The organism is Paenibacillus sp. 4624 (assembly GCF_050435065.1).
In the GTDB taxonomy this organism is placed as follows: domain Bacteria; phylum Bacillota; class Bacilli; order Paenibacillales; family Paenibacillaceae; genus Paenibacillus; species Paenibacillus amylolyticus_D.
Window position 1 is genome coordinate 283,796 of sequence record NZ_JBNDJR010000003.1, and the last position, 21,112, is coordinate 304,907.

A 21,112-nucleotide genomic window follows, 5' to 3' on the forward strand; every position below is an offset into this window, starting at 1 on the left:
CCACAAAATGCCCTAACAAATATGTTACAGGAAACACGAAAAACAGCGCTCTCTTATCGGAGCGCTGTTTTTGCGCTTAATTACATTACAGAGGGTTTCTAACGGTTCCTGCGCTATTTTAGTAAACTCGACACAGGGGCATTAAAAATAAACCCACCATGTTTGTTTTGTTCTTTAATAACTAATAGCTTACATGAAACTTAAAAAGGATGATATAACTACCGTGGTTTGCACTTACAACTGTAAGCCCGGGTTGAATAGGAGTAACCAAAAAATCAGGGCCAATATCACAAGCGCCATCACTATAGATTACATCATAAGTGTAGCCGCTATACCATTGACCAGGTTGGCCTACTTTTAGGTAAATGTCTCGCTCAAAAAATGCTTGAGGTGCTGTCACTTGAAAACTTTCCGATAGCGATAAAGCAGGTGTTGAAATACCCGTATCCGCAGCGAAGGACGTAGAACCAATTGAAAAACATGCAGATACAGCTAATAAGCCAGCAAGTAATTTCTTTATCATACAATTTTCGCTCCTTTTTGTTATGCTCATGAATTTATTCTGAAAGAATAAATTATTCCATCTTAGTTACGTAACCCTCATAGTTTCCGTAATATAATCCGTTTGAATAGGTAGTAGATGTTAATGTTAGTCTTCCATACCAAACACCATCAGCATAAGTGTAGCTCTGTGGAACATAACTTGCATTTCCATATTTATTGTTAACGTCTGAGTATCTCACAAATTTCTGGGTTGCCTGAATCGTAATACTTTGTGAAGTTACCGAATCTTGAGAAGAGGGTGAAGCGGTAGCTAATGATGTTGGAACAGCGATACTTGCCACAATAACAGTTAAAGCTCCGAGTGAACACATTTTCTTTTTCATACAAATACCTCCTAAGATTTGTAATGAATTAATGAAACTTTACTCTCTAAAAATACCATATTATTCAATGTAAAATAATAACATTTGTCACATGGTTTACTAGATTTATCTTCAGATCACGTCCCTCATATATGAAGATAAAATAAGAAAGTCAAAAATCAATGTACTTAGCTTCTACATTACATAAGTTAGCAGATATGATTTATTTTTGTGCGAAAATAAATGGTCATATCGTTTTTAAACTCTATAGGAAAATGAAAACTAAACTCAAATAAGAACATGAAGAGTTAGAAATATAATAAATTCAACATATGAAAAATTCATAAAAGAGATAAGAACATACAAGCAATCGTTGAAAAAATAAAGAAATATGCTTCATGCGATCCACTTATTTTGTCTTTTGACCTCTGCCCTGTTTCAAATGTATGTTGATAGTTTCATATATAAAAGATATAATTAATTTAATTTTAAGCAATATAATTTTTAGAAATTAATTGGAGATGATATTTTTGGAACAACAAGCGAAACAACTTGTGACTACACAACGTACGTTTTTTAATACAGGACAGACTAAACCAGTGGAGTATCGGATTCAGGCTTTGCATAACTTGAGAGAAGGGATCGAGAAATACCAGGAGCGTATTTTGGACGCGCTTCGCGCTGATTTAAATAAATCAGAGGCAGAAGGATATGGCTCGGAGATTCGCATTGTATTGGGTGAATTGGATTATACGTTAGAACATCTGCGTGAGTGGGTTGCACCGCGTAGCGTTCCAACAAGCTCGGCAATGCCAGATGCCGTTAGCACGATTTACCCTGAGCCTTATGGAGTTGCTCTAATTATTGCGCCTTGGAATTATCCGTTCCAACTGGCGTTTGGGCCGCTGATCGGTGCGATTGCGGCGGGGAACTGTGCGGTGATCAAACCTTCTGAGCTTACACCAGCGACTTCTCGTTTAATCAGCGATCTCATTCAGGAAATATATCCGGAGGAGTACATTGCTGTTATGGAAGGGGAGGTTGAAACGAGCACAGCACTGCTTAAGGAGAAATTCGATTACATTTTCTTCACAGGTAGTACTGGAGTGGGTCGTATTGTAATGAAAGCTGCAGCAGAGCACTTAACTCCAGTGACGCTAGAGTTAGGCGGTAAAAGTCCGGCCATTGTGCATCAGGATGCTGATCTGAAACTGGCAGCACAACGTCTTGTGCGTGGTAAATTTCTGAATGCAGGTCAAACCTGTGTTGCGCCAGACTATTTATTAGTAGATGAACAGGTATATGATCAACTCATCGAGGAAATCAAAGCCGAGGTTCGTGATAAATTTGGGGACGACGTGATGCAAAATAAAGATTTTCCCCATATCGTTAACACACGTAACTTTGATCGTTTGAGCGCTTTCCTCACGAATGGCAAGACTTTAATGGGAGGGCGTTCAAATCGTGATCAGCTTACGATTGAACCTACAGTTCTTGGCAATGTCGATTGGGATTCCCCAGTAATGCAGGAAGAGATCTTTGGACCTATTCTGCCCGTATTTACGTATCGTGATTTGAATCCAATGCTTGATGAAATCATTCGTCGTCCTAAACCACTCGCTTTGTATTTGTTTACTGAGAATGAAGCTTTACAGGATCAAGTATTGAATCAGGTTTCTTTTGGTGGAGGTTGTATTAATGAGACTCTATCCCATATGACTTCGCATTATTTGCCATTTGGCGGTGTGGGAGAGAGCGGTATGGGTTCTTACCATGGACAACAAAGCTTTGAAGTATTCTCGCATCACAAAAGCATTCTTAAACGCACCAAATAATCTTTTGTTCAACGCATTTATTAGAGTGCTTTGTTAGAAATGATATGAATCCAACTATGAAAGCAAAGAAAGAGGTTGTCCTGTTGATCAGGGCAACCTCTTTCGTATTCTAGCAGGTATGAAGTATTAGCATTTTAATAAAACAAAATAAATTAATGAATATCTCGGAAAAGACCAATGACTTTGCCTAGAATACTAACGTGTTTCAACCGCAACGGTTCAAATGTTGAATTCTCTGGTTGAAGGCGAATATGATCCTTTTCCTTATAAAATGTCTTTACTGTTGCTTCATCGTCCTCAGTCATCGCAACGACAATGTCACCATTATCGGCAGTTTGTTGCTGACGAACGATTACATAATCTCCATTAACAATACCGGCTTCAATCATACTGTCCCCGACAACGGAGAGCATAAACACCTTCTGTTCCCCTACATAATGTGTAGGGAGTGGGAAGTAGTCTTCAATATTTTCTGTTGCCGTAATCGGCACACCAGCTGTTACTTTACCCACGACAGGAATTCGTGCAACACTGTGGGCGAACTGATGAGAATGTTCAGACTCTTCCTGGCTTAACAATTCAATCGCTCTTGGTTTGGTTGGGTCACGTCTAATTAACCCTTTCTTCTCCAAACGATCCAAATGTCCATGCACTGTGGAACTGGAAGCCAGTCCAACGGCTTCGCCAATTTCTCGTACGGAAGGAGGATACCCCTTCAAACGGACTTCATTTCGTATAAACTCCAGGATAGCCTGTTGCCTGCTGGATATCTTCGACATACCGTATCAACCCCATTTTAGTAACGTTTGGGAAAATTATAACATAGAACCTCCGTTCGTACAAACATAAGTTCTAAAGAAATCTTATTATTTCTATATTTTTTTCGATTCAGCCTCATTCGTTTGTTGAAAAGAGAGTTTAATTGCTCTTTACGAGAATTTTTAATACGAAAAAAGATGTTTTAATGTCGAAAAAAGAGCGAACAATTGTTCTAAAAAAGTCTTGAACAAAACAAATGTTCGTGTTATATTGATTCCAAGAGATAGGAACAAACGTTTGGAGGCGGGGACAAATGAGATATTCTACGTATCAGAGCATTTATAAACCAGTAAATTCAGAAGCTGTAAAGTCTAATATAGGGCAATTCAGAACCTTCGTGACACGTATTAAGTTTTCTACGGGATTAATTAAACTGGTAATTGCTTCATTAATTATCTTTATTGGATGTAGTACGGTTCTAACTGTCTTTGCTGGTAACGAGAATGATCTACTACCTGGCGGTAAGATTGCTGTATCACAAGGAGAAACATTGTGGAGTATTTCTTTGGAACATAAACCAACGTCGATGGATACACGTGTATATATAGAAGCAATCAAAAAAGTGAATCAACTTGAATCAGCAACAATCCAGACAGGACAAGTTCTAATATTACCTCAGTTTGTTAAATAGAGTGCGCATCTATATAGGTTGGCGCGTACTAACTTGACAAGCCGCCTTTCTCATGTCAAAGTTAATATGACTTTGTATTTTTGGAGGGGACAAGCTTGGATATAGATAGTCTGGTAGCACGTATTAACGAATTGGCTCGCAAGCAGAAATCCACTGGACTATCAGAGGAAGAACTTGCTGAACGTGCCAAATTGAGAGAAATTTACTTGGGTAACATTCGTAGCAACTTTAGACAGCAACTCGATTCAATTGAGATTGTTGACGACGACAAGGGCCAAGGCCACCAAGGCAAACTCAAACATTAATTTACGAAACCTAAACATATCGTTATGATATTTAGGTTTCTTCATGTTAGCTGGGGATGCTTACTATAAGGGGGAACATCGGTTTACATAGTAATGATGTAAGCCGATACAAGACACATAAGGGGGATTCACATGTCGCGGCGTTCGTTCGAAAGAACGGTTCGGAAAAATTCGAAGCAATTGAATCAGCAACGTAAAAAAAGCGGTCAACCAATCACAGGAAATCCAGGTGAGGATATTTACAAAGGAAGAAGCCTTTTGTTCCCTATCTTTTTAATTGGTTTGGCGTTTTTGTATCTGTTCATGAGTACTTTTTTAGTGAAAGCACCGATGACAACCTGGGATTGGGTCACAATGTTGCTCTATGTATTTTTGGCTGTCATTTTTATGCTCCGCCGTCCTTACGTTAAAATTAGCAGTAATCGGATCATCACAACGAAGGGGAATCGTGAACGATCCATCGGGGTTGACGATATTATCAAATTCCGATTTGAGCCGGGTACTGTTGTTATTGAACACAACAGCCGTGGAAAGAGATGGGTTTTCACCAAGTTGTTAAATCGTTACGATACAGAAGCAATTACCGAGCGGTTGCTGAAATTTGCAAAAGCACACCAGATTACCGTAGAAACGATTGATAAGTAATTAACGTGTAAAGGGGCAGATGATCGGAATGGCGTTGAAAGCGATTATGTTTGACCTGGATGATACTTTATTATGGGACGAACGAAGTGTTCGAGAAGCTTTTCATGAAACTTGTCTAATTGCGGCAACAGAAACAGGTGTTAATGCTGAGGCACTCGAAGAGGCTGTTCGTAACGAAGCGCGTGAACTATATGAATCTTACGAAACGTTCCCTTTTACCAAAATGATTGGAATTAACCCTTTTGAAGGACTTTGGGCGAACTTTACGGGAGGAGAACAACCGGAATTTCGTCAGCTTGAACAATTGGCTCCAATTTATCGTAAGGAGTCTTGGCGCCGCGGTTTACTAAAGCTGGGTGTCGATCAAGAAGAGCTTGCAGAGCGCCTGGCCTCGCAGTTTGGTGCAGAACGTAGATCGAGACCTCATGTTTATGAAGAAACGATGGATACGCTGCGTCATTTGCAAGGAAAGTATAAATTGTTGCTTTTGACTAATGGCTGTCCTGCTTTACAGCAAGAGAAACTTGATGGCGTTCCGGAGTTATCTCCTTTTTTTGATGAGATTATTATCTCAGGTAGCTTTGGTAAAGGTAAGCCAGATCCATCCATTTTTGAGCATGCTCTAAGTAGACTGGGTGTTCAACCAGAAGAAAGTATGATGGTAGGCGATAAGTTAACAACAGATATTCGTGGTGCGTTGTCTTCAGGTATTCGCGCCGTATGGATTAACCGGGAGAACAAAACAAATAATGAAAGTTACTCACCGAACCACGAGATTAAACATTTGTCTGAATTAGAAGACTTAATCGCTAATTTTTAAATCTCTTTTCTTATATTGAATGTTTTTTTAACAATCTTTACTAGGTAACTTTAATCTACGTTACCTAGTAAAGATTGTTTTTGTTTTATAACACAAAAAATATTTCATCGAATTATATATAATCTGATATTGGAAAATTTTAATGAAAAAAATTGGGAAAGATTAACATAATATTGCCAATCGTGAGTTTAGGTATTACAATTATTGGTATATTGAATGAGAAAATTCATTCATACTACAAAGTCAAATTAATAAATTAAAATACCTCAAAGGATTTATAACTGCCTATATGATGACTACGAGAAAGATTTACGTGCAATTTAGTTTTTAATGACACTGTATAAACCAGCCTTACACAATATCACTTCCACACACATGATCTCGTAACTTTGTACTTATTCTTTGATTGGAGGCTATTTTACATGGATAATGTTGTCTCTCTTCCTGATTTCGAATATTTTAAAGGTATGAAAAAGATGTTCCCCCAAAGCAACCATCCCTTTTTGGATTGTATCCACAACTCCCTATTAACGATAGCTGCTAATTATCATAAAGATACGTTCTCAATTATCAATAATTTCGTAACCATATACAGATTTGACGAAAATAAAATAAAAGATCGAGGATATTTTAAACTCGAGGTGGTAAGTGTCAAACGTTTAGATCAAGTATTGGGTGAGATTGGTATTACAATAAATCATTTCTCACCTGATGCAAGCACTTTAAAATCCCAAATCATAACATCACTTTACAAAGGAAATCCAGTTGCTATTTATATTGATCTGTATTATCAAAGAGGACGGGAATTTTACTACCTTAAGCAACATGGGCCGCACCCGGTATTGGTTTATGGATATAATTCTACGAGCAACGAGGTCTATATCGTTGATGATATAACGGAGTATAAAAAGTACAGTGTACCATTTGAGGATATAAAACAAGCTTGTTTGAGTGAAGATATTAAGGGACCTCTTTTTTTGGAATTTGTATCTGACTCTGTTGATCTCGATACCCAAAATAGCTTAGATATATATAAGGAAAGTTTTAAAAACTATAAAGATCACATGCTGAATTACCAGGACGAAATTATGCAAGGAATCCAAAGTATCTCTTCGTTAGCTGATTATTATGAAGACATTATAAAGAATGAGGACATTATTGAAACACTAAGCAGCACCATTTATAGAAAATGTTCAGAAAAATACAGATTGTCGGCTCTTTATGACCTTAATCCCACCCTTTTGGACAAAACTAACGAATTCATTAATCCACTTGTAGATGAAATTATTACGGACTGGACGTACCTAAGAGCGATTACTACCAAAGCAATCTTTTCTCAAACCCTTCATTATGAAAGCGTTAGCAAGTGTGTCCGAATAATTAAGGGCCTACACAAAAAAAGAACTGGAGCTCACAGAGCGCATATTTAATTGGTTAACAGAGGCTATTGACTGAGTTATAATAAGTTATTATTACTAAAAACTATCACCTTGAAATTTTTAAGCTGAGTATAAAGGCCAAGCAAAGTGCAGTGATACACTTCTGAAGTGCACTCTGTAAAAAACGGATTGGGATAAACCTCCGGTTTATCCTATGAACATTTTAGAGGCATTTTATGCCAGTAAATGGATTAACTCATTTTGGGACGTAAGGCTGTTTTGCCAAGGGAAAGGTGATTGGAACAAGTAATGTGTTACATAGGCTATTTATACGTAGAATAGTGTGTTAGAGATGTGGGGAGAGCTTTACAATTAAGATCGATAAAATATATCATTACATAATGGTTTAGTGTTAAAACATAGTAGAAGAGGAGTTAATTTAAAGCTTCAGAAAGACAATGGGAAGAAAAGAGAATGTATCGTGAAATATAGAAAACAAACGGAACGAAACAAGGTGCAGCCCTGTTCGTTCCGTTTTGACAATATATAATCATATTAAGCGTTTTTGATAAACGTTGGATCAGGATACGGATCGGCGATCCAGCCATCTTTTTCGATGAACAAGCGAACCGCAATAATTTGTTTGTTCTCCATTAAAGTGAAGAAGTGCGGTGTGTTTTCAGGAACGGAAATAACGTCACCCGGAGACAATTCTACATTAAAGTAACCCGTATCATCGGTTGCTTTAATAACAAAGATACCTTTACCCGCAACAATAGCGCGAATTTCGTCTTCTGCATGCGTATGGATCTCTTCAAACTTGGCCAATTTTTCTTCGATGTCTGGTGTTTGCTCTGAAAGGGTGATTACATCCCAGATTTGATAACCGCGGCGTGCCGCCAAGTCTTTGATCTCGTAATCGAAGGTTTCTAAAACTTCCTGCTTCTGATCATCGGTTAAGCCGAAGTTGTTTTGCAGTTCTGTGTTTAATTTGGAAGCGTCCCACTTCTCATATAATACATCATATTTGTTCAAGAAATTTCGAACGTTCTCGTCTCCGATGATTCGTTCGTTCGTATTTCGGATAACAATTTCAGCCATACGCTTTCCCTCTTTTCCACTTGGATTAATTGATATTATATCGGATTGCTCAAAATTTGTCGATTCACATTTCTGCTTCATTCCTGCAAATTCGCGACCTTTCGGGAGCAAAACCGATCTTTCACATTAAGTAAGTTTCTGTTAAACTAAGATTTAACGTTTTGCGGGGGTGAAGATATTGGATAAGCTTAGTCTACACGATGCAATAAAACAACGAATATTAATCCTCGACGGCGCAATGGGGACGATGATTCAACAAGTGGATCTGACCAGCGAAGATTTTGGCGGCGAAGATCTGGATGGATGTAATGAAATGTTGGTGCTAACCCGTCCAGACTTGATCCAACGTATTCATGAAGATTATCTGGAAGCTGGTGCCGATTTAATTGAGACCAATACATTTGGTGCAACTTCAGTAGTTCTTGCTGAATACGATATTCAAGATCGTGCACGTGAAATTAATCTCGAAGCGGCCAGAATTGCGAAAGCTGCAGTAGATCGTTTTTCCACACCGGAGTCACCACGATATGTGGTCGGAGCGATGGGACCAACAACCAAAACGCTGTCTGTGACTGGTGGAGTGACATTCCAAGAGCTGGTGGACAGCTATTTTGAGCAGGCCCTCGCTTTAATAGAGGGAGGCGTTGATGCGCTACTGCTTGAAACCTCACAGGATACTCTTAATGTCAAAGCAGGTAGCATTGGCATTCAGCAAGCGTTTGAACAAAGCGGTATCAAGCTGCCTCTCATGATCTCAGGAACCATTGAACCTATGGGCACGACCCTGGCCGGTCAGAACATTGAATCTTTTTATATATCCCTAGAACACCTTAACCCAATTTCAGTGGGACTAAACTGTGCGACAGGTCCGGAGTTCATGCGTGACCATATTCGATCTCTGTCTGGCATGGCATCTGTTGCTGTGAGTTGTTATCCAAATGCAGGTCTTCCTGACGAGAATGGTAACTATCATGAATCACCAGATTCACTTGCGCAGAAGATCGGTGCTTTTGCAGAACAGGGATGGTTGAACATTGCAGGAGGATGTTGCGGAACAACGCCAGCACATATCCGGGCCATGCGTGACACGCTCGCCAAGTACCCCCCAAGAGAATTGAACGGAACACACCCGCCTGCATTGTCAGGGATTGAACCGGTATATGTCGAACAGGACAATCGTCCTTATATGGTTGGTGAACGCACCAACGTACTTGGTTCACGTAAATTCAAACGACTCATTGTCGAGGGCAAGTACGAAGAAGCTTCCGAAATTGCCCGGGCTCAAGTGAAGAACGGAGCACACATCGTTGACGTCTGCGTACAGGACCCTGACCGTGAGGAAACGGAAGATATGATCAAGTTCCTTGAACTTGTTGTCAAAAAGGTCAAGGTTCCGCTGATGATTGACACCACAGATGCTGCGGTCATTGATACAGCGCTTCAATATTCTCAAGGGAAGGCCATTATTAACTCCATTAACCTTGAGGATGGCGAAGAGAAATTTGAGTTGGTAACTCCTTTGCTGCATAAATATGGCGGAGCCGTAGTTGTGGGAACGATTGACGAACGTGGTCAGGCGATCAGCCGCGAGGACAAGCTTGACGTAGCTAAACGTTCGTATGATTTGCTGGTGAACAAATACGGGTTGAAGCCAGAAGACCTTATTTTTGATACTCTGGTCTTTCCGGTAGGTACGGGTGATGAGCAGTACATCGGATCTGCGAAAGAAACGATTGAAGGTATACGTATCATTAAAGAAGCGCTCCCAGAGTGTCATACGATTCTGGGTATTAGTAACATCTCCTTTGGTCTGCCTGAAGCAGGTCGTGAGGTGTTAAACTCTGTTTTCCTGTACGAATGTACCAAAGCAGGGCTGGATTATGCCATCGTGAATACCGAGAAGCTGGAGCGTTACGCATCCATCCCTGAAGAAGAACGCAGACTCTCGGAAGAGCTTCTGTATAATACAAACGATGATACGCTGGCTGCCTTCGTAGCTGCATTCCGTAACAAAAAGGTAGAGAAGAAAGAAAAAATCTCTAACCTTTCATTAGAAGAACGTCTCGCATCTTATGTCGTTGAAGGAAGCAAAGAGGGTTTATTGCCCGATCTGGAGCAGGCTCTCGCCAAATATTCAGCGCTTGAAGTCATCAACGGTCCATTAATGAGGGGTATGGAAGAAGTCGGACGTCTCTTTAACAACAATGAATTAATTGTAGCTGAGGTGCTTCAAAGCGCAGAAGTGATGAAGGCTTCTGTCGCATATCTGGAGCAGTTTATGGAGAAGAACGAAACTTCTGTTAAAGGCAAGATTATTCTCGCCACCGTTAAAGGGGACGTACATGATATAGGTAAAAACTTGGTAGAGATCATCTTGTCCAATAACGGTTACCGGATCATTAATTTGGGTATAAAAGTACCACCAGAGCGTATTATTGAGGCGTATAGGGAAGAAAAAGTGGATGCTATTGGCCTCTCAGGTTTGCTCGTTAAATCTGCTCAGCAGATGATTCTTACCGCTCAGGATCTGCGCACAGCCGGCATTGATGTGCCAATCATGGTAGGTGGAGCGGCATTGACTCGTAAGTTTACCAAAAACCGGATTCGTCCTGAATATAACGGGATGGTAGTCTATGCGAAGGATGCAATGGATGGTCTGGATCTAGCAAACAAGCTGATGAATCCAGTGACACGGGAATCGATGCAAGCGGAGATGGATGCGGAAAAAGAAGCTGATGCGTCAAATGCGGGAGAGGTTCAAGCACTTCCTGAGCTTACACGCGTTGAGCGCTCGGCCATTTCAGCTGATCATCCAGTGCTTGTACCACCTGATTTAGAACGTCATACATTGCGGAATTACCCGTTATCACATATCCTGCCTTATGTGAACATGCAGATGTTACTCGGGCATCATTTGGGACTTCGTGGTTCAGTAGAGCAATTGCTCGCTGCGGGTGACCCTAAAGCAACCGATTTGAAAGCGGTCGTAGATGGCATTATGCAGGAAGCTGTTCGTGACGGAATCATTCAGGCTCATGCGATGTATCGCTTCTTCCCGGCACAGTCGAGCGGCAATAGCGTCATCATTTATGATCCGCAAGATACCAGCAACATCCTGCATACCTTTACGTTCCCACGTCAAAAGGTAGAGCCTTTCCTATGTCTTTCCGACTTCCTGAAGCCAGTTGAATCCGGCGAAATGGATTATGTAGGCTTCCTCGTTGTCACTGCGGGACATGGTGTGCGCGAGCTTTCGACGGCATGGAAGGATCAGGGGGATTATCTACGTTCGCACGCGTTGCAGTCTGTAGCGCTTGAAGTGGCGGAAGGACTCGCAGAACGGGTGCATCACATGATGAGGGATATCTGGGGTTTCCCAGATCCAGCTGACATGACGATGAAACAACGTCATGGCGCACGTTATCAGGGGATTCGAGTATCCTTTGGATATCCGGCTTGTCCTGATCTGGAAGATCAGGGTCCGTTATTTAAGCTGATGCAGCCTGAGGATATCGGAGTAGAGTTGACGGAAGGTTTCATGATGGAACCTGAAGCATCGGTATCTGCGATGGTATTTAGCCATCCGCAGGCCAAATATTTTAACGTCGAAAAAGCATAAATTGATAAGTTGTTCAGGCAAGCCCTCCGCATGGTCGGAGGTTTTTTGCTGGCAACAGAAAGAGGTGCGATCCAGAATGGAACTATATTTCCTGGGAACTAATGCTGGTGTACCTACGCTGCAACGGAATGTAACGTCCATTGGACTACGCATGTTGGATGAGCGCAGAGCGCTGTGGTTGTTTGACTGCGGGGAAGGGACACAGCATCAGATTTTAAGTTCTCCGCTTAAACTAAGCAAATTGGAGAAAATTTTTATTACCCATCTGCATGGTGACCATGTATTCGGATTGCCTGGTTTGCTGTCCAGCAGGGCATATCAGGGCGGAACGACTCCGCTCACGGTGTATGGACCGCCGGGGACGGAACGCATGATTGCAACAACGATGGAACTTAGTCAGTCCCGCTTAAATTATGACTTGAACATTGTTGAGCATACTGGCGGTGTGCTGTTTGAAGATGACAGCTTTATTGTAGAGTCTGCCTTACTTGAACATCGTATCGACAGTTACGGCTATCGGATTACCGAGAAAGATCGTCCTGGTAGTCTTGATTCTGCTAAATTAGCGGCTTACGGTCTGAAACCAGGCCCGTTGTTCGGACGGTTAAAGCGGGGAGAGACAATTACATTAGACAGTGGTGATACGGTACGTCCTGAGGATGTTTTAGGATCCCCAAAACGCGGAATGGTGATTACAATTCTGGGTGATACGCGTCCTTGCGAAAACGTGAAACCTCTGGCTCAGGACGCAGACGTTCTTGTTCATGAAGCGACGTTTATGCATGATCTGGCCGACACTGCTCATGAGTACTATCATAGTACGTCCAGACAAGCGGCAGAAGCGGCCCTAGCGGCGGATGTGGGTCAGCTCATTATGACTCACTTCAGCTCTCGTTATAAGGATGAGGAACAGCTTCAGCCATTACTTGTAGAAGCAAAGAGCATCTTTCCGAACACAAGGCTTGCGAGCGAGCACCAACTGATTCCTGTGGTTCATGGGAAACACAATTCTCCGCAATAAAGCGGAAGCCTTGATTCATGACGCAGGCTATATCAACAACCGGCGAATGAGACGGGACTGAGGGAGAAATGTTCCCGAGGTCCCTTTTGCAATCTGTTCAGAAAGCGTGTAGGATGGGCAATATGAGCAGGGAAATTCTCTGAATTATTTTCCGGGAAAGCGCAGGAAATGACAAGCTTGTACAGAAGGCGCGCGAGTTAAACCGTCTGTGTTCGATCCGGTTCGACTTGTTGTGTGTCTCTTTCTATGAGGCTGAACCATCCTACATGCTTGAATACATAGTATAAAGGTTTGTTTGAATCGCCTGATTTTGTTAAGGGGATGAAATGTTAACTGAGTGAAGAAAGGAAGTGCAATGTATGATTAAGGCCTATCTGATCGATCTGGATGGTACATTGTATCATGGCAGGCATCGTATTGATGGAGCCGATGAGCTCATTCGCACGTTGCGAAAGCAGGGAGTACCTTATTTGTTCGTGACCAATAATTCTTCCCGTACACCCCAAGGTGTAGCCGATCATTTGAATGGCATGGGGATAGAAGCGGATGCTTCCGAGGTATGTACCTCTGCTGTAGCCGCGGCTGAATACGTTGCTGCAGATTCTCCCGGCGCTAAGGTGGCATGCATTGGAGAACGTGGGCTGTTACAGGCCATTGAAGAAGCGGGTTTAATTCTGACGGAGGCTGAGCCAGATGTTGTGATCCAAGGCATCGACCGTGAATTTACCTATCAAAAATTAAAGAAGGCACTCCGCTGGATTAATGGGGGAGCTAAGTTTATTATGACTAACCCTGATCTTCAGCTTCCAGCTGATGATGGATTAACGCCCGGCGCGGGCACGATTGGGGCTGCGATTGAGGCGGCGACCGGCGTGCAGCCAACGGTGATCGGTAAACCGTCAAGCATTATTATGAGATCAGCCATCCGCCGGTTGAACTTGAAGGCAGAAGAAGTGGCTGTTATCGGAGATAATATGCGCACGGATATTGCTGCAGGCGCGGCAGCAGGCTGTGAAACGATACTTGTTCTGACAGGCATTACTACACATGAAAATCTGGATGGACATATTCAGGCCGTGAAGGCACGTCCAGATCATGTTTTTGAAGATTTGCATACATTGACTGCATGGTTAGCCCAAAAGGTAGGCCAGGCTTCCAAGAAGGAGTAGATAAAGAATGCCAGAGTTACCGGAAATGGAAAATTACAGGATATTATTGTCCGAGCATATACTTGATTTGCCGATAACAGGGGTAGTTGTGAACCGTGAAAAGACGATCAACACGACTGCTGATGTGTTCATACATGAGTTAACAGGCAATCGGATTATATTTGTGGAACGGCGCGCTAAACATCTGATTTTTCACCTTGCAAACGGCAAACGTCTTGTGTTGCATCTTATGCTGGGTGGCATGTTGTTCTGGGGGACAGAGGACGAGCGTCCTGACCGCACCACACAGGTAGAAATTCAATTCGGAGATCACATTCTTTTCTTCATCGGTTTGCGTCTTGGTTATCTGCATCTGATGTCTTCCAAGGAAACGGAAGAAGCCATGTCTGATTTAGGTCCGGAGCCTCTGGATCGGAGGATGAATGAAGAACGTTTTGCTGCACTGCTTAAAGGTCGCAGGGGAACACTCAAAACAACCTTGGTAAATCAACATATTATCGCTGGCATCGGCAATTGTTATTCGGATGAAATCGCCTTCGCTGCGGGACTTAGACCAAGCTCAAAAACACAGAACATTGCGAATTCAACTGAACTGACAGAGCGGCTGTATCACGCTATGCAATCGGTGTTGCGTGAGGCTGCGCACGAGGGTGGTTATATGGAAATGCCGCTAATGCACGGAGACAACAAAACAGGAAAGTTTGACGAGCAGTGCCGGGTCTATGACCGGGAGGGTGAAACTTGTCCTCGCTGCGGGGGAACGATTGAACGAGTTGAGATTACGGGCAAAAAGGCATTTTTCTGTCCGCAATGTCAGCATGAGGCCTAAAACCGGCATCGGCGCACATGTAAGCACTAAAGGTGGATTTTTACAGGCGGCCAAGAGAGCATATGAGATGGGAGCAACGGCTTTTCAGTATTTTCCGAAAAATCCGCGCAGTCTTAGTCTCAAAAGTCTTGATCGGAAAGATGCTGCACTGTGCAGGGACTGGTGTGGAGAACATGGTTTAGCATCCATTGCTCACTCACCTTATCCTACGAATCCGGCACTAGGTATGACCCGTGGAGAGGCGGGGTTTCATGCTATTGTTTCATCGATTCGCAATGATCTTGAGATTTCTAATGCATGCGGTTCTGTTGGAACAGTTGTTCATTTTGGCCATATTCAAACGAAAGATCCGCTAGAGGGGTATCGTAATTTGATTCACTGTCTGGACACTGCGCTGGAAGGTTGGCAAGGCGAATCCAAGATTTTACTTGAAAATCAGGCAGGGGATCATGGACCCATGGGAACAACGATGGAGGAAATGATCCAGATTCGCAAGCTGAGTCGATTCCCAGAACATATTGCATTTTGTTTCGACACCTGTCATGCTTTTGCTTCAGGGGTGTGGAAGGCCGGAGATGAGGCCGTTTTGTTAGAGAAAGGCAGGCAGTTGGGATATTGGAATGACCTGGCGGCAGTTCATTTTAATGATTCCAAATATGCATCCGGCCTGAATAAAGACAGACATGCGAGAATTGGTCATGGACATATTGGTTATAAATCGATGCAGAGACTACTGCAATCACCCCATATTAAGCAAGCGGTTGTTGTACTGGAGACGGAAACAGGAGGAGACGGAACGCATCGTGAAGATATACAGCTCATGCGTTCCTGGTTATAAGTAGGGAGGTGCGAGACGATGCATGTTTTTCTGGATGACTATCGTTCTTGTCCAAAAGGGTTTGTTTTGGCTAACAATGCTGAGGAATGCCTTTTGTTATTGCGAGAGGGCGAAGTAGACATTTTATCACTGGACTATGAACTTGGGCCGGATTCGATGAATGGCGGTGAAGTAGCTGCGGCGATTGTACGGGAAGGGCTCTATCCGCGTGAGATCTATTTACATACGTCAAGTATGTATGGAAAACGCCAAATGTACGAGATGTTGTATAGCAACAAACCTGAATCAGTTATAATTCATAACGGTCCGATGACAGGTGAAGTCATGTTGCGAGTGGCTGCGGAGGCTGAAAAATGTTGAAGCCGATTACGTCTAAAATGTTAATGCGCGGTGTATGGGAAGGGTTGCCCCAAGCTGTATTTATCTATACTCCGTTATGCGGAACGTGTGCCGCGGCACGTCGTATGCTGGAGGTCGCTGAGCATATGTTGCCAGAAGGTGTTTTATATGAGATGAATATTCATGATATTCCTGAGCTTGTGCAGCAGTTTCAGATTTCGAGTGTACCGGCTTTAATGTTGTTTGATGGGGAGCAAGATGTACCCAGAATGGTTTATCGGATGAACTCGGTCGAGCATCTGCTCAATGAGATTCGGAAGGCGGTGTTAAAATGAGTGTTGTAGTGATGGAGAACATTTCGCTGCGTCGCGAAGAAAATCAAATTCTTGATGACGTTCATTTACGCATTGAACCAGGGGAACATTGGGTTATCCTGGGGCGTAATGGATCAGGTAAGACTACATTACTGGAAATGATGAATGGATATATGTTTCCGAGTTCGGGACGCATTGAAGTGCTCGGTAATGTGTACGGGCAATGCGATGTCCGGGAGGTTCGCAAGGAGATTGGGTATATCAGCCAAACCCTGATTGAAAAACTGACCTTACGTGATCCGGTGTGGGAGGTTGTCGCTACAGGAGCCTATGCCTTTTTGCGTTTTTATCAGACGATACCAGATGAAGTGAAAACAAAGGCGATGAATCTGTTGGATGAGATGGGCTTCGCAAAACTGGCAGATCAGCCGCTGGGAACGTTATCCCAGGGAGAACGCAAAAAAGTCATGTTGGCACGTTCGTTAATGTCGGAACCAAAGCTGCTTATTATGGACGAGCCGTGCGCCGGTCTTGATCTGTACGAACGTGAGAAGATGCTTATTGAGATTGATCGTCTGCGCCAGCGGAATATGACGGTGGTGTACGTCACCCATCATGTGGAAGAGATCGTGCCGTTGTTTACCCATGTCGCATTGATCCGTGATGGACGTATTGCCGCGGCGGGGCCAAAACATGAGATATTAACAGAAGATACAATTAAGCATACGTATGATATTCCGGTGGAAGTTCAGTGGCATGAGGATCGTCCATGGATACGCGTACGTTCTGGAGGGTAACACAAGTTGAGTACACAATCGTTTTCGGGAGAAACAGACTTTTCCCGTTTTATATGCACGGCCAATCATGGCTTTGCGCCTTATGCGCAGGAGGAGTTGCGCCGCACTTTTGGGGCAGTGAAGAGCACGGTTCTGGTTCCAGGTGAGATCCTACTAGCCGGTTTGCCAGTTGCAGAGGAAGAAGTCTCGATTAGACTTCTACAAGAGTCTCCGACGTTTTTGCGTCACATTCAGCCTGTTCAATTTCAAGAGAATACGGAAGATCCAGAGCAGTCTCTGGAGAGACTGATTGCGTATATTCTGAACCATAAGGAATTGTCTGGGGCTAAGGTCGTCATGCAAACTCGCAAAACAGAGGGTTCTTTTTGGCGCGAAAACGCTGCTTCATTGAAACAAATGTTAACAGAAAAACTGGGTGATCTGGGCTGTGAATGGGTTATTCGGGATGCGGAATATGTCATTTCGGTATTTGCTGCGAATGATATGTTATATGCAGGTGTATCCAGACCCGAACAGAATCTGTCCGACTGGAGTGGTGGAGCGATCCGTTTTCAGAAAGAAGAAGGACAAATCTCACGAGCCAAGTTTAAGTTGCTTGAAGCGGAGCAAACGTTTGGTATTGATTTTACTTCGTTTCACAAGGCACTTGATATTGGCGCAGCACCTGGGGGATGGACATCATTCCTGCTTGAGCGCGGGCTTGAGGTAACCGCGGTAGACCCGGCGAAGATGGATGCAACCTTACTGGCTTCACCTAAATTGACGTTTTTGAAAAAAAATGCAGGGGATGTGCGCTTCCGCGAAGGTGAGTTCGATCTGCTTGTAAGTGATATGAGCTGGAGTCCGAAGTTGATGAGCAGACTGGTATCTGACCTTCTGTATAGTCTTCAATCCGGAGGAACAGCCATCGTTACGGTAAAATTGTTGCACAAGAAACCACTTGCGCTTATAAAAGAAGTGATCGATACGTTTGAGCGTTCACGTATGCAGATTCAGCGTTCGAAGCAACTGTTTCATAATCGTGAAGAGATTACACTTTATATGATTAAATATTAAGTCATTTAACTTATAAAATATTCTGCTTTACAACGGTTGATTATGTGTACTATAATGATACCAATATTAACCATAACGACAATAAATTTGAGGGAAAGCATCCCGAAGTGAACATCACTGGAATTCCAGTATGCTCATTTTCGGTGAAGCTTTCCCTTTTTATGTTGTTTGGAAGGAGGGAGACCTATGAGACATCCGGCGAGGCTAGAACGCGGGAGCCTGCTGGGAGGAAGATATCGTATCCTATCGATTCTTGGTTCAGGAGGAATGAGCCATGTGTATGAGGCAGAGGATCTGAAGCTGCCAGGGAAAATCTGGGCTGTGAAGGAAAGTGTCACGAAGATGCCCTATGAAGGCAGTATGGAGAGAGAAGCGGCTCTGTTGACATCATTGCGCCATCCGAGACTTCCGCAGATTGTTGATTTTTTTGCTCCTGATGAAGAGGGTTATACGTACCTGGTCATGGAATATATTGAAGGTTTGACGCTGAGTGACTACTTTAAACAGTGCCGGGGCAAAATTCCGGTGGAACAGTTGATGGAATTTGTGCTTCAATTACTGGATGTTCTGAGTTATTTGCATAAATTGGATCCTCCTGTCATTTACCGGGACCTGAAGCCGTCCAACATTATGATTACACCAGAGCATGAAGTGCGCTTGATTGATTTCGGTATTGCCCGCAGTTATAAGACGCATCATGCTGAAGACACGGTAAAACTCGGGACTGCGGGATTTGCGGCACCAGAACAATATGGCTCCGGGCAAACGGATGCCCGTTCAGATCTATATGGTCTAGGAGCCCTGATGTTGTACCTGATGACGAGTGGAGCTTACACAGAATGGATTCAAGGCGTGGAAAGTTCTATACGGAGCGATATCCCGCGAACATACATCCCTGTTGTTAGACGGTTGCTACGATATGATGTGAATGAACGGTTTCAAACGGCGGATGAGGTGAGGAAGGAACTGCTTCGAGTACCGGGAATGATGTCTTTCCCTTCAAATCAGCAACTAACGGTTGGCGGGGGCACAAGAGTGATTGCACTTACAGGGGTTTCTGCTGGGGCCGGTGTTACTCATACAGCGATAGCGATCAGTCACTATTTGGAGAGGCAGAACTTTAAGGTCGCGGTGATCGAAATGTCACCTCGGTCTCAATCATTTACACGTATCCAGCACATTGCTCTAGGTGGTAAACCCGTGGCATCAAGCAGGCAGTTTGCGGTGGATGGCGTGCATTATTGGAAGCAGTCTGGCCGAGCCGACATTTTATCCCTGCTGGGCGGTAGTTATCAATTTATTGTGATGGATCTAGGTAGCGGACAGGATCAGAATCGATTAGAGGAGTTTTTGCGTGCGGATCTGCCTATCATTATCGGTTCTGGTGCCGAATGGAAACTAGCAGAGATTGGGGCTTTTGTACGAACACATTATCGCTTTCCCCGGGAGAAATGGATTTACTGCCTTCCGCTCGCTGCAGCGGATGCGGTGGAACGTTTACGAATAACACTGGATACATCCCGCGTATACGGATTGCCACTGCAGCTGGACCCATTTGACAAGGATGCTCATATGGATAAGGTATTTTCACAGATTCTAGGGCATTTGATGGTAAGGCAGACCCCAAAACGTTCATTTTTTTCTCTTAAAAAGTATATGAGTAGAAAAGATTAGGAAAGGAGAGCCTCTTTTGTCCAAATTAAGAAAACAAAGTCGTCAACTGATTTATGCAGGACTGATTGGAGCAGGAGCTGTCGGTATGATTTTTGGAGGTTACGTGTTCTATCAGCTGAGCACAAAAGAGGATGTCAGGTCCGCTATGGAGGACCGTTATCTGTCAGCATATGAGGAGAAAGAAGCGGAATTGTTACAGCAATGGAATTCTGGTGCCCGAGGGTGGGTAACGATCAGGGATATCGAAGCGGGAGAACTTATCTCACCAGAGGATCTGAAACTGATTGCGATACCGGATGCTCAGGCTCCACGCAATCTGTGGTCCAGTTCGCAGAAGCTGGAAGGGCAGTCAGCTAAAATTGAGCTAAAAAAAGGAACAGCGATCACAACGGAAATGGTGTATGAGGGAACACCGGCATCGCCTGATTTAAGAAATCGCGAGTTGCAAGTGGTGCTGCTGCCTTCTTCGCTTGCCAAAGGAGACATGATCGACGTACGTATTCAGTTTCCCACAGGTCAAGACTATATCCTCTTGTCCAAGAAAAAGGTGGAACGATTAAACGCAGCAACACTATGGATTACGATGACAGAAGAGGAGATTTTGTCATTGTCCAGTGCAATCGTGGATGCCTATTTACATAAAGCTTCAATCTACGCTCTAACCTATGTAGAACCACAATTCCAGACAGCAGCTATTCCGACATATCCAGCCAATTCCGAAGTGTTAAAGCTGCTGGAGAGTGATCCAAATATTGTGCGTCATGCCGAGCAGGAATTGTCGAGACAAGTTCGAAGTTCACTCGAAAGTTCGCTCGCTGCCTCCATGTCAGCTCCATCTAATGGTGTCGAACGAGATGTGGCACAATCTTCTGTTACGTATAATAAAAGGCCAACAGTTCAAGATTCACCTGAAGCTAATGGAACGATCTGGAACGACGGATCAGGCAATAGGGGAACAGATCATACGGGAGAGGCATCAGACCCTATCGAATCTTCAACTTTGAACGAGCAACAGCAATTGCTGACGGGAAATGAGTAATTGAATTAGATCAGAT

General features: G+C 43.3%; 21 protein-coding genes. 17 read left to right on the plus strand and 4 right to left on the minus strand.

The window, feature by feature from the left end:
• Window positions 1-181: 181 nt before the first annotated feature.
• A complete protein-coding gene (locus ABIE27_RS08915; RefSeq protein ID WP_123065754.1) occupies window positions 182-523 on the minus strand; it encodes a hypothetical protein in 342 nt (113 codons plus the stop codon).
• Window positions 524-575: 52 nt separating this feature from the next.
• Window positions 576-887, minus strand: a complete 312-nt coding sequence (locus ABIE27_RS08920) for a hypothetical protein (RefSeq protein ID WP_123065753.1) — start codon at window positions 885-887, stop codon at window positions 576-578.
• 509 nt (window positions 888-1,396) lie between these two features.
• Between ABIE27_RS08920 and ABIE27_RS08925 the strand changes: the two genes are divergently transcribed.
• Window positions 1,397-2,701, plus strand: coding sequence for an aldehyde dehydrogenase (locus tag ABIE27_RS08925; RefSeq protein ID WP_429350352.1), 1,305 nt, complete (start codon window positions 1,397-1,399; stop codon window positions 2,699-2,701).
• A 152-nt stretch (window positions 2,702-2,853) separates the two neighbouring features.
• Here the strand turns inward: ABIE27_RS08925 and lexA are convergent, their stop codons facing one another.
• Window positions 2,854-3,480: a transcriptional repressor LexA gene (lexA, locus tag ABIE27_RS08930; protein ID WP_123065751.1), complete on the minus strand. Its 627-nt coding sequence runs from the start codon at window positions 3,478-3,480 to the stop codon at window positions 2,854-2,856.
• Between the two features lie 293 nt (window positions 3,481-3,773).
• On the opposite strand from lexA, the gene ABIE27_RS08935 reads away from it, so the two are divergent.
• From ABIE27_RS08935 to ABIE27_RS08955, 5 genes are all read left to right on the plus strand, one after another.
• Window positions 3,774-4,151 carry a LysM peptidoglycan-binding domain-containing protein gene (locus tag ABIE27_RS08935; RefSeq protein ID WP_123065750.1) on the plus strand — a complete coding sequence of 126 codons (378 nt, stop codon included), beginning with the start codon at window positions 3,774-3,776 and terminating at the stop codon, window positions 4,149-4,151.
• Between the two features lie 95 nt (window positions 4,152-4,246).
• Window positions 4,247-4,456 carry a DUF896 domain-containing protein gene (locus tag ABIE27_RS08940; RefSeq protein ID WP_123065749.1) on the plus strand — a complete coding sequence of 70 codons (210 nt, stop codon included), beginning with the start codon at window positions 4,247-4,249 and terminating at the stop codon, window positions 4,454-4,456.
• 132 nt (window positions 4,457-4,588) lie between these two features.
• Window positions 4,589-5,101, plus strand: a complete 513-nt coding sequence (locus tag ABIE27_RS08945) for a hypothetical protein (protein ID WP_090916770.1) — start codon at window positions 4,589-4,591, stop codon at window positions 5,099-5,101.
• 28 nt (window positions 5,102-5,129) lie between these two features.
• Window positions 5,130-5,921 carry an HAD family hydrolase gene (locus ABIE27_RS08950; RefSeq protein WP_123065748.1) on the plus strand — a complete coding sequence of 264 codons (792 nt, stop codon included), beginning with the start codon at window positions 5,130-5,132 and terminating at the stop codon, window positions 5,919-5,921.
• A 422-nt stretch (window positions 5,922-6,343) separates the two neighbouring features.
• Window positions 6,344-7,351, plus strand: coding sequence for a hypothetical protein (locus ABIE27_RS08955; RefSeq protein ID WP_429350353.1), 1,008 nt, complete (start codon window positions 6,344-6,346; stop codon window positions 7,349-7,351).
• A gap of 504 nt (window positions 7,352-7,855) precedes the next feature.
• Here ABIE27_RS08955 and ABIE27_RS08960 read toward each other — a convergent pair.
• Complete coding sequence (locus ABIE27_RS08960; protein WP_123065746.1) at window positions 7,856-8,401, minus strand: cupin domain-containing protein; 546 nt, start codon at window positions 8,399-8,401, stop codon at window positions 7,856-7,858.
• A gap of 238 nt (window positions 8,402-8,639) precedes the next feature.
• On the opposite strand from ABIE27_RS08960, the gene metH reads away from it, so the two are divergent.
• From metH to ABIE27_RS09015, 11 genes are all read left to right on the plus strand, one after another.
• A complete protein-coding gene (gene metH / locus ABIE27_RS08965; protein ID WP_429350354.1) occupies window positions 8,640-12,020 on the plus strand; it encodes a methionine synthase in 3,381 nt (1,126 codons plus the stop codon).
• Window positions 12,021-12,096: 76 nt separating this feature from the next.
• The gene (gene rnz, locus ABIE27_RS08970) at window positions 12,097-13,041 is read left to right on the plus strand and encodes a ribonuclease Z (RefSeq protein ID WP_123065744.1); all 945 of its coding nucleotides are present in this window, start codon (window positions 12,097-12,099) and stop codon (window positions 13,039-13,041) included.
• A gap of 359 nt (window positions 13,042-13,400) precedes the next feature.
• Entirely contained in the window at window positions 13,401-14,210 is an 810-nt protein-coding gene (locus ABIE27_RS08975) for a TIGR01457 family HAD-type hydrolase (protein ID WP_429350355.1), read from the plus strand.
• Between the two features lie 7 nt (window positions 14,211-14,217).
• Entirely contained in the window at window positions 14,218-15,039 is an 822-nt protein-coding gene (locus ABIE27_RS08980) for an Fpg/Nei family DNA glycosylase (protein ID WP_429350356.1), read from the plus strand.
• Entirely contained in the window at window positions 15,029-15,877 is an 849-nt protein-coding gene (locus tag ABIE27_RS08985; RefSeq protein WP_123065741.1) for a deoxyribonuclease IV, read from the plus strand. Before ABIE27_RS08980 ends, ABIE27_RS08985 begins: the two co-directional genes overlap by 11 nt.
• A gap of 18 nt (window positions 15,878-15,895) precedes the next feature.
• Window positions 15,896-16,237: a cyclic-phosphate processing receiver domain-containing protein gene (locus ABIE27_RS08990; RefSeq protein ID WP_429350357.1), complete on the plus strand. Its 342-nt coding sequence runs from the start codon at window positions 15,896-15,898 to the stop codon at window positions 16,235-16,237.
• Window positions 16,234-16,551: a thioredoxin family protein gene (locus ABIE27_RS08995; protein ID WP_429350498.1), complete on the plus strand. Its 318-nt coding sequence runs from the start codon at window positions 16,234-16,236 to the stop codon at window positions 16,549-16,551. Before ABIE27_RS08990 ends, ABIE27_RS08995 begins: the two co-directional genes overlap by 4 nt.
• The gene (locus tag ABIE27_RS09000) at window positions 16,548-17,327 is read left to right on the plus strand and encodes an ABC transporter ATP-binding protein (RefSeq protein ID WP_123065738.1); all 780 of its coding nucleotides are present in this window, start codon (window positions 16,548-16,550) and stop codon (window positions 17,325-17,327) included. Before ABIE27_RS08995 ends, ABIE27_RS09000 begins: the two co-directional genes overlap by 4 nt.
• 6 nt (window positions 17,328-17,333) lie before the next feature.
• The gene (locus ABIE27_RS09005) at window positions 17,334-18,383 is read left to right on the plus strand and encodes an SAM-dependent methyltransferase (protein WP_123065737.1); all 1,050 of its coding nucleotides are present in this window, start codon (window positions 17,334-17,336) and stop codon (window positions 18,381-18,383) included.
• A gap of 186 nt (window positions 18,384-18,569) precedes the next feature.
• Complete coding sequence (locus tag ABIE27_RS09010) at window positions 18,570-20,057, plus strand: serine/threonine protein kinase (RefSeq protein WP_123065736.1); 1,488 nt, start codon at window positions 18,570-18,572, stop codon at window positions 20,055-20,057.
• A gap of 16 nt (window positions 20,058-20,073) precedes the next feature.
• Entirely contained in the window at window positions 20,074-21,096 is a 1,023-nt protein-coding gene (locus ABIE27_RS09015) for an SAF domain-containing protein (RefSeq protein ID WP_123065735.1), read from the plus strand.
• Window positions 21,097-21,112 lie beyond the last annotated feature (16 nt).